The 13,836-nt window shown below is 41.4% G+C and carries 21 protein-coding genes and 1 pseudogene; 3 read left to right on the top strand and 19 right to left on the bottom strand.

What is annotated here, in order from left to right:
• The first annotated feature begins 322 nt into the window (after window positions 1-322).
• Window positions 323-1,018 (top strand): annotated as a pseudogene (locus A3712_RS26705) (IS1 family transposase).
• Window positions 1,019-1,136: 118 nt separating this feature from the next.
• Window positions 1,137-1,388, top strand: coding sequence for an ogr/Delta-like zinc finger family protein (locus tag A3712_RS26700; protein ID WP_082856219.1), 252 nt, complete (start codon window positions 1,137-1,139; stop codon window positions 1,386-1,388).
• Here the strand turns inward: A3712_RS26700 and A3712_RS10160 are convergent.
• The 8 genes from A3712_RS10160 to A3712_RS10125 all read right to left on the bottom strand — a co-directional run bounded on the left by A3712_RS10160 (window position 1,383) and on the right by A3712_RS10125 (window position 6,575).
• Complete coding sequence (locus tag A3712_RS10160) at window positions 1,383-1,601, bottom strand: hypothetical protein (RefSeq protein ID WP_063523336.1); 219 nt, start codon at window positions 1,599-1,601, stop codon at window positions 1,383-1,385. The two genes, A3712_RS26700 and A3712_RS10160, sit on opposite strands and share 6 nt — an antisense overlap.
• Window positions 1,602-1,784: 183 nt before the next feature.
• Window positions 1,785-4,484 (bottom strand): replication endonuclease, encoded by a 2,700-nt coding sequence (locus tag A3712_RS10155; protein WP_063523335.1) that lies wholly within the window; start codon window positions 4,482-4,484, stop codon window positions 1,785-1,787.
• Window positions 4,484-4,669: a hypothetical protein gene (locus tag A3712_RS10150; RefSeq protein ID WP_063523334.1), complete on the bottom strand. Its 186-nt coding sequence runs from the start codon at window positions 4,667-4,669 to the stop codon at window positions 4,484-4,486. The genes A3712_RS10155 and A3712_RS10150 overlap by 1 nt, the downstream gene beginning before the upstream one ends.
• Complete coding sequence (locus tag A3712_RS10145; protein ID WP_063523338.1) at window positions 4,666-4,893, bottom strand: hypothetical protein; 228 nt, start codon at window positions 4,891-4,893, stop codon at window positions 4,666-4,668. The genes A3712_RS10150 and A3712_RS10145 overlap by 4 nt, the downstream gene beginning before the upstream one ends.
• Window positions 4,893-5,297 carry a hypothetical protein gene (locus tag A3712_RS10140; protein ID WP_063523333.1) on the bottom strand — a complete coding sequence of 135 codons (405 nt, stop codon included), beginning with the start codon at window positions 5,295-5,297 and terminating at the stop codon, window positions 4,893-4,895. Before A3712_RS10140 ends, A3712_RS10145 begins: the two co-directional genes overlap by 1 nt.
• A gap of 109 nt (window positions 5,298-5,406) precedes the next feature.
• A complete protein-coding gene (locus tag A3712_RS10135) occupies window positions 5,407-5,700 on the bottom strand; it encodes a hypothetical protein (RefSeq protein ID WP_063523332.1) in 294 nt (97 codons plus the stop codon).
• Between the two features lie 11 nt (window positions 5,701-5,711).
• A complete protein-coding gene (locus tag A3712_RS10130; protein ID WP_063523331.1) occupies window positions 5,712-6,254 on the bottom strand; it encodes a phage regulatory CII family protein in 543 nt (180 codons plus the stop codon).
• A gap of 108 nt (window positions 6,255-6,362) precedes the next feature.
• Window positions 6,363-6,575 (bottom strand): hypothetical protein, encoded by a 213-nt coding sequence (locus A3712_RS10125; protein ID WP_063523330.1) that lies wholly within the window; start codon window positions 6,573-6,575, stop codon window positions 6,363-6,365.
• 147 nt (window positions 6,576-6,722) lie between these two features.
• Here A3712_RS10125 and A3712_RS10120 point away from each other — a divergent pair, with 147 nt between their 5' ends.
• A complete protein-coding gene (locus A3712_RS10120; protein ID WP_063523329.1) occupies window positions 6,723-7,379 on the top strand; it encodes a phage repressor protein CI in 657 nt (218 codons plus the stop codon).
• 539 nt (window positions 7,380-7,918) lie between these two features.
• Here A3712_RS10120 and A3712_RS10115 read toward each other — a convergent pair.
• From A3712_RS10115 to A3712_RS27760, 11 genes are all read right to left on the bottom strand, one after another.
• Window positions 7,919-8,260, bottom strand: a complete 342-nt coding sequence (locus A3712_RS10115; RefSeq protein ID WP_045404463.1) for a hypothetical protein — start codon at window positions 8,258-8,260, stop codon at window positions 7,919-7,921.
• A gap of 126 nt (window positions 8,261-8,386) precedes the next feature.
• Window positions 8,387-8,746, bottom strand: a complete 360-nt coding sequence (locus A3712_RS10110; protein ID WP_063523327.1) for a hypothetical protein — start codon at window positions 8,744-8,746, stop codon at window positions 8,387-8,389.
• Window positions 8,747-8,872: 126 nt separating this feature from the next.
• Window positions 8,873-9,265, bottom strand: a complete 393-nt coding sequence (locus A3712_RS10105; RefSeq protein WP_063523326.1) for a hypothetical protein — start codon at window positions 9,263-9,265, stop codon at window positions 8,873-8,875.
• A 110-nt stretch (window positions 9,266-9,375) separates the two neighbouring features.
• Window positions 9,376-9,639, bottom strand: coding sequence for a DUF7683 domain-containing protein (locus A3712_RS10100; protein ID WP_063523325.1), 264 nt, complete (start codon window positions 9,637-9,639; stop codon window positions 9,376-9,378).
• A 142-nt stretch (window positions 9,640-9,781) separates the two neighbouring features.
• Window positions 9,782-10,246: a GNAT family N-acetyltransferase gene (locus tag A3712_RS10095; protein WP_063523324.1), complete on the bottom strand. Its 465-nt coding sequence runs from the start codon at window positions 10,244-10,246 to the stop codon at window positions 9,782-9,784.
• 86 nt (window positions 10,247-10,332) lie between these two features.
• Complete coding sequence (locus tag A3712_RS10090; protein WP_063523337.1) at window positions 10,333-10,818, bottom strand: GNAT family N-acetyltransferase; 486 nt, start codon at window positions 10,816-10,818, stop codon at window positions 10,333-10,335.
• Between the two features lie 114 nt (window positions 10,819-10,932).
• Window positions 10,933-11,310 (bottom strand): hypothetical protein, encoded by a 378-nt coding sequence (locus tag A3712_RS27360; protein WP_157618735.1) that lies wholly within the window; start codon window positions 11,308-11,310, stop codon window positions 10,933-10,935.
• Between the two features lie 132 nt (window positions 11,311-11,442).
• Window positions 11,443-12,045 (bottom strand): DUF922 domain-containing protein, encoded by a 603-nt coding sequence (locus A3712_RS10080; RefSeq protein WP_063523322.1) that lies wholly within the window; start codon window positions 12,043-12,045, stop codon window positions 11,443-11,445.
• A gap of 157 nt (window positions 12,046-12,202) precedes the next feature.
• A complete protein-coding gene (locus tag A3712_RS10075; RefSeq protein ID WP_063523321.1) occupies window positions 12,203-12,622 on the bottom strand; it encodes a hypothetical protein in 420 nt (139 codons plus the stop codon).
• A 526-nt stretch (window positions 12,623-13,148) separates the two neighbouring features.
• Window positions 13,149-13,469, bottom strand: a complete 321-nt coding sequence (locus A3712_RS10065; RefSeq protein WP_004741848.1) for a hypothetical protein — start codon at window positions 13,467-13,469, stop codon at window positions 13,149-13,151.
• 136 nt (window positions 13,470-13,605) lie between these two features.
• A partial coding sequence (locus A3712_RS27760; protein ID WP_197465811.1) for a hypothetical protein occupies window positions 13,606-13,836 on the bottom strand: 231 nt, incomplete at its 5' end.

Below are 13,836 nucleotides of genomic sequence, written 5' to 3'. Positions count from 1 at the left end.
ATGTAGAAACAGAGCATAGTATGGTGAATAAGAATATTTTGAACATGGAAAAGCCTATAGATAATTTAATGTTTTTAAAGATATCACTTTGTTTATTGCTATGAGTGACAACCAGTTTTACCAACTAGCCTTCTCACTTGAATTGGCGATATTCAAAGTAAGAATTGACGTTGGAAACAAAATTTAACATTGCCTTGTCATGTAAGAAATTAGACAAAAGAGGTATTTTATAAAATGTTATTTATTTTATAAAACAGAGCATAACTCCCACATGGAGAACTTGTACTAAAATGACATCCTTTTCATCGTCAAATTAGAAATAATGGCTACCATTCAAGTTCAATGTCGATTTTGCAACCAAACTGAACATCTTCGTAAACACGGTAAAGGTGTTACAGGCTTTCTGCGCTTTCGCTGTATTGAGTGCAGCACTCCTTTCAGATTGATTATTCATACGAGGCATATAAGCCCAATGTCAAAGAAAAAATCATTGATATGGCGATAAATAGCTCTGGTGTTAGAGAGACAAGCCGAGTATTGAAGGTAAGCTATAACACCGTGCTACTCACTTTAAAAAGCTCTCGCCAAGGCAAGTAACTTCTAGACCTTTCGATAATGCAAATATCTCGCTCATCGGTAAAGTTAATGAGCAATGGTCGTTCGTAGGTAATATGAAAAGTCGACGTTGGCTTTGGTATGCATGGGAGACTCGCTAAAACGTATCATTGCTCACGCATTTGGTAAGCCTAATACGGATACACTGCGTTCGTTACTCGCTTTGCTCAAGCCGTTCGACATCAACTTCTTTTTTACCGAAGACTTCAGCGTTTACGCAAAAGAACTAACAAGGGAAAAACATGTTGTCGGTAAAAGGTTCACTAAGCGAATTGAGCGAACCAATCTGACTTTACGCTCCAGATTAAAACGTTTAGTACGTAGGACTATCGGTATTTCCAAATCCGAGAAAATGCACGACAAGGTGACCGGAACATTCATTGAGCGTAAGTTCTACCTTTGAATCAACTGATTCGAGTCATGACCGACAAAAAGACATCCTCAAAAACCTGAGGACTGTATAAATCCTCACCATAATTTAGTAACATGGGCTTATCATTTCGATAGGTTCATGGTGTCATATGAGAGTAATTTGCCAGGAGTGTGGTGAGAAAGCCCGCATACAAAAATCCAACCGAATTTCAGCGAGTTATAGTGATTTGTACTGCAGTTGTAGTGACCCCGAATGCGGCCACACATTTGTAATGAATCTAAGCTTTAGCCGCACTCTTAGTCCGTCTGCTAAGACGACTTCTCAGATAGCTTTTTACCTAGTCAAAGCCCTACCGCCAGAGCAGCGGCAAGAGCTTCAAAATCAGCTTTCAATGCTATAACGAAAACTTCGGTGTCTCTGCCTCTGCGGCCATCCTAATTATCGATTGGATGGCCTTTATTTTATCTGCGTCTAACTCGCCTTTATTGTCGGCGATCAAAAGCCCCATTAAGTACACACCAACTTGCGCACTATCAGCACGAGCTTCACTCATGGAAATACCGTCAATAATGACGTCAAGCGAGCGCTGAAACAGCATTTTCTTATAAGGCATATCTACTCTCCTAGCAATGACACTCAGAATATTACTGTATATGCATACAGTGGTAAACAGGTGTTTTTAGTGATTGATTCACGTATTTGATAATTTGGTTTGGTTAGAGCCTTCATAAAGCCACATTTTTAATGGCTTCCTCACCAATTTTCCTACCCCAATACAACATGACGAATCTAGCGTTCACAATAAAGGCCAGTCATCAGACTCAATGATTTCTAGGTACTCACTCCACGATTTATTCGGGCGCCTACTTACAGTGATGTCAGATAGATTTGGCTGTTGGTATTCGTAGTCTTCGTCTTCTCCCGTCAAAGGTTCTGGCGGTTTAACCTTAACTTCTGTTAGCCAGGACAAATCTGGTTTGGGTTGGTGCTCTTCAACAAGCTGGGCTGGACGCACCGTTCCGCATGGCAAATGCTCCGCAGGGCGGATTCTTATACTCGTTTCATCATCAATTCGAATTGAGCTGCCTTGTTGCAGCGCGATTAAGGCTGAACTATCAATATTTGGCGGTAAACCACCACCTACAGAGTAAGGTTCTAATAATCGCTTAAGCTGATCGCTGACCTGTACTTTCTGCGGTTGCGTACAGTTATTGACAGAACTCCGAGAGGAATCAAAGATTCCAGAAAGAGCAAGATCAAAAGCCCCCGCTTCAGCCTCATCGCTCTTTTCAGTTTTTGTTACTATCTGCCAGGTCTTTAGACGAGTCTTAACTACCTCGCCAGCAGCAATAAAACCCTCAATCTTGCGTACGTCTTCGCCATGCGGGGAAGCAAAAGGCAGCACCTCATACGAGTTCGTGATCAATAAATCCTCGCGCTTAACGAACGGGCCACCCTGTCCCATGATGTAGCCTTGCCAGTTGCCATGGTCGGCCGCTTTCATTGTTCCTGCGACATTCGCTTGGTCAGTATCAGCCCTCGCCTCATAGCTCGCAGCAATCACAGTCATTAACTCTGCATTCGTCATGGCATGGACTGGTTTAAACGGACCAACTAAACGGTACATAGACATAAGGTAAATTGAAGCCAGGTCTTCACGCTCTTGCTTGATAACGTATTCCATAAAGGCTTTCTTGTTTTGGCTAGCTAGGCGGCGCAGTTCACGATAAGTAGTAACCGGCGCCCCACCAAAGAATTGAAATTGACGAATGCCCCAACGGCTCTTCCAGGCGTTGACGTTTTTGGCCATAGCTTGCACAGATTGCCCTGTCTCTTTCGAAACATCTTCACCCATGGCATAGCCATCAATATTTTTAGAAATGTACTTAGCGATGTAGCCTGTTGCTGTGCCTTTTTCTGGGTCGATGTACCCAAAGTCACAACGAGGCTGATAATTGAATGGGCCTTGAATAGACTGCTTCTTGGCTGCTCGCTTTTCGTTTCGATCGAAGAACGGGTAAAGCTCTTCTTTGTCTTCATCAACCGCATATCGAATAAACACATCACGCACCTTGGCCACATGCTCAGGCTTAACCCAAATCAGCAAATGCCAGTGCGGAGTACCATCATGATGTGGCTCAGCAACCCGAATACCAAACCAACGAATTTCATCACGACCTAGCTTGGCACGAATGCGCTGCCAAACCTTATTCAAATAGGTTTGTGCTTCACGTGGGCTTGCCCCATTCCAGTGTGGAATGAAGCCGCCTTTCTTATAGCTATTATGATATTTCGATGGTGTTGTCAGCGTTAAGAACAAACCTTGTAGGCCAAGCTCGTTGCCGATATCTTCACAGCCACGACAACGAACCATTAACTCATGGCGACGAATAGCAGGGTTCGAGATGCTTTTCAACACCATGTCTTCCATTTCAACTTCTTCGCCAGTGGTTTCTTCTTGAAGTAAGTGACCTTGAATAAAGTCCCAGCTCTTCTTTTGCTGAACTTGGTGTTCTTGAATGCAATCCCATGAAGCATAAGGTGACGCCTTCGCCGATACTTGCCCCATAGCAATGGCTAAGTGCTCGCGCATAATCTTGCGAATGTGCTTTAAGCGTCTAAACCACCACTTTTCACAACTCAACTTAGAGATAAACGACATGATATTTTCAGGCATGATTTTCTTGTCATCACTTGGCGTTTTTACCCCAAAGCTACGCACCAAAGCAACGCACTGCTTATAAACCATTAATGCCGCTATGTTCTCACCGTTCTCGGTTTCACATTCAATTGTCTGACTCAGTGCCGTTTGATAGCGAATCAAGATAGACACGATTTTAAATGCCATATCTCGAAGTTCATCTTCAACTAGCTCGGCAATGATTTTGCTCCTAACAGGTTTATGATTTTTCTCGGCCTGTTCAAAATCGAAACTGGCTTGTTGGTTCTCTTGCTTAAAGTTGTTTTGCTGAGGGCTGCTTTCGTCATCGACAGCATCACTTAGCAAAGCAACCTTAGAAGTAGTAGGAAGTTGCTTGTATTGCTCTAGTACCAACAGAACACGCCTATGCGCAGGTACCATTTTTTCACGAATAAAAGTGTTCGCGGCAAAGCGCCCTTGCTTCTTAAATATCGAAACATAGCGATTTGCGAAATACTTAGTGAGGTAATGTGGAAGGCCAGAAAAGTGTTCAGATAGCCATTCTCCATCTGCAGGGTTTACTTCATATAGCTTACGTTCAACAACTGAAAGGTTTTCAGGCTCACGTTCGAGTGCAGGACGAGTAGACAAAACCATATCACTTGCGATTGGAGTCACCGCTTGAACACAGCCTACCCACTCAAGGAATGCTTCATGAGAGCGCTCTTGTTGTTGCTCATTAAACTCAATGCTGCTTGTATCTACATCCTGATACCATGCAATTAAGCGCTCTCCAGAAGTTTGAACCTTCTTTGATGAGCGCTTATTTTTCTTAGAGGCATAGGATGATGCCATCAGCCTTCATCCAAAAAGTCTGCGGGGTTACGAGTGATCTTCAACTGAACTTGAATTGACTCATCACCACAAAGCAAAGTACCTAGCAGTACTTCATTATCTGGATGCTCACCTTCGAGCATTTCGACTAATAAAGTCTCGATGTAACCAGGGGCTTCAGCCGCGATTTTTAGTGCTTCGCTCATATCGCTGCTAGCTCCTGATTAGTCACAACCATAAAACCACTCTTGCCCTCTCCTTTTGAAATCACTCCTTTGTGTAAGTGTGAACATTCAAGTGTTAGGCAAGCTTGGCTGACCGCGTCGTCCATTGAATCAAAATCGCCAACCTGAACATTGGCGACTTCTTGCGTGTCTTCGTGACGGACAACGCCACCACTTGGGCATAAGAGAACGGCTGAATACTCCATCATTCCCCCACGGCTTCTAAACAAAACGGCTCAAACTGATACAACCCCTCATCATCAAAATGACCGAGGTCGCGTAGGCTCAACATTTCGAGGAAGAGGTGGCGGTTACTCATGTCTAAGTTGGCCCAATGATGCAGCTGTGAAACTTGCTCGATCGAGCCATTGCGATACCAGCTAGGGAATGAATACCCAAAGAACACACAAGCACGCTCGCCTTTCATCGCTTGTTTAATGTCAGCTAATACCTCTTCTTGTGGGCGATAAATCGCTATTGGCTCTTGCTTCTTTGCGATAGCGTCAAGTTGGATCAGAACTCGGTGTTGTTGCTCTTCATTGCTCGAGTTCATGCGCTCAGTGATTTGCTCAAGTGACTGTTTAAATAAATGTGTTTCAATACTACCCATCATCAATTCCTCAAATTTTGGATGTAAAAAAACCTCCCTCTTTCAATCAAAGAGGGATAAGGGCTGTAGGCAAAATGCCTAGTGGCTAGGTTGGTTTGGGATTACTGGATTATGACCAGCGTGAAAGTACATCCTGCGCGCTGGCATCAATGCGGTTGATTTCACGTGAAAGGCGCATTTTTTCAGCGCGACAATCACTCTTTGAATACAGAGCTTGTAACTCTGCACGCTTTGAACGAAGCGGCTTTAACTTGCGTTCGCCAAGTTCTTGTCTAGTACGCTGTAAAAAAGTCAGGCCACGTTCCTTCTGCTCTCTATTCAAAGACCAGCAAGGTAAATCAGGACATGGGTTTTCTAGTGGTGGTACATCTACGATTGAAGGTTCTACTGTTGCAACTGACATACAAAATTCCTCTAACTTAAGCCGGGGATTGGTGCACCGTTAGCGATATAGTCGACACCCATACTTAAAAATGGGGTTACGCCCGTAGTGCGGTTTTCAAGGTCGGTGATTAAATGCACAAGATTTGAAATGCTGTTTTGTGCCGTTCTGATAAGCTTCTGCTTATGCGTTCGGGTGAGTCGTCTTGCACCGCCGAGGTCTATTGCCTGTTGGGCTAAGTCACCTGAATAAACAGAATTAGCGAGCGCTCTTGCCGCTAATGTTTGCTCTTCATTTCCTTCCTTATTGAACCCTACTGTCACAACGCCAAGGTCAAGCAAAAGACTGTTAATTAGAGTGTGGTTACCACTTGCTTTGGTGATCAACAAAAGCTCTACTGGGCTAAGTACGTGAGGTTGCTCTGGATTTAACTTATTGCGTAACATGGTTGGACTCATGCCCACTTCGTTGGCAATGATCGTCATATTCTCAGAAGCTCTAAACGCATGGCATACTTCATCAAATGCCTTTTGTTTGCGCTCACGTAATACGCACATAGCGACATGTTCATCCATAATTAACAATCTCTATAAGAAAGGGATAGACAAATGACAACGTCATCAATACATAAAGCGTCAAAAGATGAAGTATTTGAGCCGTTGTCCAGAAGGAAGAACGCAGGTTTAGCCAAGAAGCTCTTTAGCTTCACGAGCTGCTAGCTCATGCATGGCAACCATATTTACAAACGCTCTTCCTTTGGTTCGGTCTTTTTTCTTAACAACGATTTTTCCTTGTGCAACATAGTCTTTGATGGTGCCAACGGGTAAACCAGAGACACGAGAGTATTCTTCGTAAGTCACGAATGGGGCGGGTATGACTGGGCTGATTGTTGACATAATGCTATCCTTCTAGTTAGTTCAAACACATACAGGTTCATTTTGCTTTGGTCGGCGGGTGAACCTGAGTACGAGATAGATTATTGATCGCTATTAGTTGAATTTCAACATCTAAAAGTAGATCTAATACATATAATGGATTTTTGAATGTCTGAAATAAAACAGATTCTTCCCTTAAATTACATGAAAGGCTCTGAATTTACTGAAAACTTAAAGCAGATAACCAAGAGTCGAACATACCCTGAGCTTGCTGAACTTTTGAATGTCCCAAAAGCAACTTTCAGCACATGGAATCTTCATGACCGTACATCACATGAACTGATGGTCAGACTACATCTCACTCTAGGTGTTCCAATCGAAGAGCTTGCACTTTCTGAAGAAGAGCGAGCTAAACTGCCCTTCCATCAACAAACGTCCTCACCTCGTATTCAAGAACAAGCAGCTGATAGTGAATCAAACCCGCAGCACAGTATGGTAATTCTAAAAAGTTACTGCCTGGCAAACGGTAAGCTACTGCCAACTGGTGAAGTTCCTTATGCAAAGCGAATCTTCAATAGCTGGAACCTTAATGAGCTTTCTACGATCGAAGTGGAAACTAACCAGGCACGTTATCTGGTAGATAGAGAGCAAAATGATGCTGTTAGTGGTAAATACCTAATTGATGTTGACGGACGTTTGTCTATCAACTCAATTCAGCGCTTACCAAACAAGCTTGCTATAGCTTTTGGTGATACAACGATGGAAGTCGCAGAAGAAGATATCAAAGTTGTCGGTCGCGTCGCAGTAACGCTAGAGAAAGTCTAAAGTTACTGCACTGTATTAGACATCACTCGAATCTAAGCATTTAGTGGATTTTATCCACGGACAGTTCAGATATGATAGTGGCTCCTTCGGGGGAAGGTACTAGTAACACCAACGCTTGCTAAACTAAAAAGGCTGCCTCCGGGCAGCCTTTTTCTTATTTATTAGATTCCGCTAAGAAGCTTTTGGACAAAAGCGAGTTACGCACTTTGCTCTATTTTGGCTGGTAAGTATTATGAAAAGTAGGGATAACGGCCGCCAACAGCGGCCGAGCGTAGCGAGGTACAGTGCACAGAGTGCGCGATGCTGCTTGGCCTTGTTAAATGGCTTGTTCATTGCTGCATGTAGCCTTTAAATTCTTGCAGGCTATTTGCAATCTTAATGGCCGATTCTGGTGCTATACCAATGCTTGGTACATAACGCCCTGTTAAGGTGTGAGCAACGCAATACCGATGCTACTGCATATCACCTTAATCACTTAAACCAACGCATGGTAAAAATGCCACGCGTTGCGAATCACTCTTAAACAGTTTGTTAGCAATTTAACTAAACGAAGCCCCAAAACCATCAAAGGTACATTGAAACTCCCAGCCTTTTGTAACCATAAAGTCTAACCATTGAGCAAGTATGTCTTTGGTTACCGTTGTCGGGTGAGAATATCCTTCAACAAACCATGAGCGGTTAATAAACCCCTCACTTCTGATCAGTGACTCATAGTTTTCGAGAGCATTGTTTAGTTGAATGGCTGATGCTTTATTTGGACATAAGTAGCTAAATTCTAGAACTAACTCTGTTTCGTTGGTGACTCCGTTACTTATTAATGAATCCCAAGTCTCATTGAGCATGTTCAGCTGACTTTCTAAATTCGATTGATAACCACTCAACTCCAATTTCTCCCTGATTGCTAACGCCCGCCTCAACTGCCGGAGGCCAATGGCGCCTTTTGTGCGGGGGGTTTGCACAAAAGGTGACAGTGGCCGGAGGTCAGATTGCAGGCGCTTGTTAAGTGCTTACTGCACATTATTTGACTCTAGGTTTTTGATAACACGTTTAGCTAAGTCTTCTGTTATTGGATAATTGATAGCTGGATTAGCTAACCAAAATATCATTTCATCCAATGTATCCTTGTACTCATTAAGAAGTCCAATATCCTCTCGATGTTCGATCGCATTTGCCCAGTCTCTGACTTGTAGACCACTTAACTCACCAGAGATAAATTTTTCCAGTACATTTTCTAGGTGAGATGGATTTAATATCACCAAGTCAATTTCTGAATCCCACCCGTATGATTTTAGGTCTCTCAGGATGTCATTTATTGGAGCTTTATATTCAACGAGCTTTGTAACTAGAACTTTGCGCGATTCCATCATAAGCACTTAACGCCTTGCTAAGGTGTGAGCAACGCAATACATTAGTCTCCGCATAATAATACCTTAAACACATAAACCGACGCATAGTAAAGATGCCACGCGTGCGAATCACTCTTAAGCAACTTGTTATGTGTATGCCCAAAATAATAAAGGTGATAACGCAAAAAATACGCACCCGAACAGAAAAAAGTAAAAGCACAGCAAAAAAATTATTTCTGAAATCGTTTTTCCAACTTTCGCGGCCGATTCTCCTGCATCTGATGCAGCTATTCTTACAGCGACAGGGCCGGTTAGGATGATTTTCTTTCTTGAAAAAAACTTAGCCGAAACGATTCCCAAAACAAATATCAAGTAGATACTAAATGCTGGAGCAACCAATAGCTCGTTTAAAGAAGCGATAGGAGATGCAATAAATGCAAATAAGATCATTGAAGCGAATGATATCGTCCAGATACCGAATATTGAGAATTTGCCAAAGTAAGTAAACTTCTCAGCCAACAACTTGGGAAGGTAGTACATAGTAATCCTCTTTTACACATAACGCCTCGTTAAGAGGCAAAAAAATTGTTGGCCAAAATTAGCGAGGAAGGAGCAAAAGCCAACTGTTTTTTGACCTTTTAAACGACTTGTTATATGGCATGAGCTTCCACAAAATATGATTTATTTTTGAAGTCCCACGCAATATTATTGCTAATGTAATTTTCAATAAATTTAACATTCTCTTGTTTAATAGGGTAGCAATCAAACATTGGGTTTTGATTGTTTGGCTCGTTGAGCTCATTTTGAAACTTTACGAGATCAAAAGATGCTAAATCGTATTCAGCAATCAACTCTTCTGTTTCCTCACAAAACTCTATGATGTAGCGTCTAACTTTGAAAGTATCATCAATCATTGATTTGCCATATAACGCCTGCATAACACGTTTGCTGCCATGCAAATTAAGCTCAAACTTACCACTTAATACGGTAAAAACAAAGAAACCTAGAATGCCGAATGTAGCAAATCGTGTTGATGCATTTGTTATATCGAGAATGCTAACTTACTATTTTCTTTGACATATTGTAGCCAGAAATAGCAAAACCAACTTCTTGATACAGTTTTAACGCTCTTTGATTTTGGTACGCAACTCGTAATTTAATTTGCTCAATACCAATCGATTTCAATTGTGATTCAAGGGCAGCAATTGCCAATTTCCCATAACCATTATTGCGGCAGTTTGGAAAAATGAAGAAATCATAAATAAAGGTCGATTTATCATTTCCGTTAATCGAGTGCCACAGATAGCCAACCAACTCTGAACCTGATTCAATACATAATAATTCATGGTCATTAGCTTCCAAACCATTAGGAAAACTACGAAGAAGATCCTGATTAGCCAATTCGAGCGCCCTATCCATTGAGTGACCATAGTTTTCAGCTATTTCACGGCTGTAATCATCGATGAAATAATCACAATACGCAGGGTATTCATTTGAGGTCATTGGTCTGAGCTGAATCATGTCTAATCCTATAAAATGATGAACTTAAAAAAACGATATAACGCCGCCTTCAGCCGCCGCCGAAGGCGGTCGGCTGGAAGGCTTTGTTATGTGGCGGTTGCAAATTTGCTGAGAGCAGAACCCTCGAACCTGAAATACTGCTTTTCTTTAACTTGATCTGCACCAATTGCAGCATAGAACTCACCAGCTACAGGGTTTGAACTTTCTGCTGTCCAATCTAGTCGATTGCAACCATTTTCAAGAGCGTACTTTGCAATGAATTGCATAAGCTGTTTTCCAACTCCTGTACCTCTTGATGATGCAGACGTAAAAAGATCTTTCATGTAGATTTGACCAGAAAGTCTTGGCGCAGGATATAAGACTGAGAATGTTGCTAAACCTACCGCTTGATCTGACTCATCTATAGCGAGAAGAACCTGAACCCCAGATATTTCGGAGAAAACTCTGCTCTGAAAATAATTCCTAATACTTTCAAGCGAAGCAGCTTTACCACCAAAGTAATATTCTTCCAGCTCCATAAAGATAGGCAATATCTGTTCAATATGTGTTTTATTAGCAAATATGATTTTCATGATTATTTTAATTGAGCCACATAACGCCACGCTAAGCGGCAAAAAATTGTTGGCTAAAATAGTGAACGTAGTGAACAAAAGCCAACTGTTTTTTGTCCGTTCTTAAGCGCCTTGTTAGGTATATTTTTCCACTTCTTTTTCGTAACTTAGAATTAACTTGTCACGCTCTTTATCTGGTTTTCTACTTTTTAACTCTTCTATTTGTTTTTCAATAGAGTGTTTCATTTTGACTTTAAACACTTGATCATATTTAGCAAGATCCTGTCTTAAACTAAACGTTTCTGTATAAAGCTTCTTCCATTCTTTAATCTTATTTTTTGAAGGTATCTTGATTGTCGGACCAAGAAAACGCATGTTTTTACCACAATGTTGGCATTTAGCGTCACCTTCCTCTCCAATAGTTTCAGGGTTGTGATGTGTAACTTGTCTCCAAGTTGGTCTTCTACATGCAACTCTACATTCAAAACAAACCCAGTTTCCGGAACATGCCATACTCTAGATATACCTAACGCCAAATTAAGGAGTGAACAACGCTAACCACTCTACCTAAAGCATTGTGCCATAAACACTAAATTCACTTAAAGTGATAGTGCCAAGCGTTGTGAATCACTCTTAAATTTCTTGTTATATGCGTGGTGACATTGGCGCGAAAGGTATTTCGCATACTTTCAAGTAAGACTCCTCACCAAAAGGAGACTCTGCTAATTCAATTTCTCCGTGCGATGTATAAACGTCAAACAGAGCATTAATTTCCACCAAATCACCTTCAAGCTCAATGACTCTATCATTTGCGCTACTACACCCTCCACGCTGTCCACGTTTGAAGGCTAGATACATTTCGTGCATCGACTTAACTGCAAGCGCGCAATGAGTCTGCTCATGTCGATAGAGCTTCTCAAGATATGGGCGAAACTCCTCAGCGGATTCAGCTGAAGTCCTAGACATTTCAAACTTCGGAAGTGTATAGGTAACTTCAACCTCAAATTCATGAATTTCGCAAGGATCATCATGCGTATGGAAGTCATATTTCCACGCGGTGTACCCGTCAAAGCCCTCATTTACTAGAAAGTCAGGTCTAGAGTTAAAAGAGTGTTCAATTTCTTCAACACTATTGCCGCTAATCTCATACACTTCAAACTTTTTCTGGAAGGGAAAGTCTAACCTAACATCAGCATTAGCCTGATTGGAGGCCATTAAGCAAGCTATTGAAAGTGCGATTTTTTTCATCATTTTCCTTGAAGCATATAACGCCTTGCTAACGGGCGATAACGCTGTACCACCCAACTCAAAATTTGTGCCCTAAACACTGCAGCCGATTTGAATGAAAGTGGCCATGCGTTAGGAGTCCCTGTTAAGCAATTTGTTAGTTGCCGTTTTACTAAAGCTATTTATTCTCTACGTATACGTTTACATTACTTTCATGTGAAATCATAGACGATGGATAAACGTTACTTGGTATTCCAATGACAATATTGCTAGCATTGCGCCATGAAATATCAATGACTTCATCAGAGTTGTATACTGACTCATAGATAAGTTCGTACCTAGTTACAGTTACATCCGGTTGAAGCCACACTTGCATTATATCGTCACTGTTTGGACAACGTGAAAACTTTGCATGGATTGCTCGTTCTCCTCCTGGGCTAAATACTTTATCGCTTTCTCCAGTTGTACATCCATCTGGATGCTCAACAACCGTACGCTGATTACCGACTGCTAGGCTAGTGGATATAGACATATAGACAGTTGAAATTCCGATAACAGCTAATATATGGATAATCACCAAATAAACTTTTTTCCACATTGTGTATTTTCCCAATATTCTTGCTTGTTCGTTCCTAAATGCAACTAACGCTCGCCTAACCGGTGAAAAATGCTTGGCTAAAATTAGCGACGAAGGAGCGCAAGCCAAGCGTTTTGCGTCCTTTGGTTTAGGCGCTTGTTAGGTAGCGTATGAAAGTAACCTTTCGCACAAAAACTCTAGATTCAATTTATTTGCGTGGAATTGAGAAACTTCGTTTACCGACAATTTGTAAACGTTTGGGATGTCAATTTTATAAGGGCCCTTAGAAACTAAATATACGATATACATGTCATTAGTTTCTTGAGCCTGATACAAAATAGCACCCCAAATTGGCCGACTAATTTCTTGAACCTTTATATCTTGATTCTGATATTTAACTACATCCATGCTCTAGCTACCTAACGCCCGCTTAAGTGGTGAGCAACGCAATACGATGCTTCCGCATACCACCTTAATCACTAAAATCAACGCATGGTAAAAATGCCACGCGTTGCGAATCCGTCTTGAAGCGTTTGTTAAGTGCGAACTAGCGACGAGGTAAAAAATAGCCTGCTCTACGTAACTCTAACAGTTTAAACTTCGACAGATATAAAATACTAGGTAACATTATGATTAAGTAGCTAGCGACATACAAAAATATGCCTAGCGTAAATTGTTCTTCAAATTTAGCTTCCCATTTTAATATGTAGAATAGTGGAGAAACAAAAACAGGAACAAAGACTAAATATATGAGCATTGAAGCTACAAACTTCAATATACCAGACAGCACGCTAGCAACAGCCAACAGAAGTTGAATGTAGAGCATCATTGCTAATAGCATAGCTATAGAACCAATTAGAATAAACATAGAAGTTCCACCTCCACATATCTCCAAGCACTTAACGCCCTGTTATGGGGCGGATTAAGCTTGGCTATAATAGCGAAGAATGAGCGCCAGCCAAGCATTAAGACGTCCATTCCATAAACAGCTTGTTATATTTTCACTACTCATCTTCCAAGTCATAAAGGTTAGCTGGGTTTATGAGGGCGAGTATAGAGACTAAAGTGTTGCTAAATGACTCATAGTAATCGTCGTTATCCTTCTCGGAAAAGTCCTTTCCTTCAATGCGCTTTTTTAACCTATTTACCTCTGCTAAATATTTTTCTTCAAACTCCTTTTCCGACATCTGCACTGAATCAGATAGCATTTTTTGTAATGCATCTCTTTCACCTAA

This window comes from Vibrio sp. HI00D65 (genome assembly GCF_001635455.1).
In the GTDB taxonomy this organism is placed as follows: domain Bacteria; phylum Pseudomonadota; class Gammaproteobacteria; order Enterobacterales; family Vibrionaceae; genus Vibrio.
This window is presented reverse-complemented; position numbering and strand designations above follow the sequence as displayed.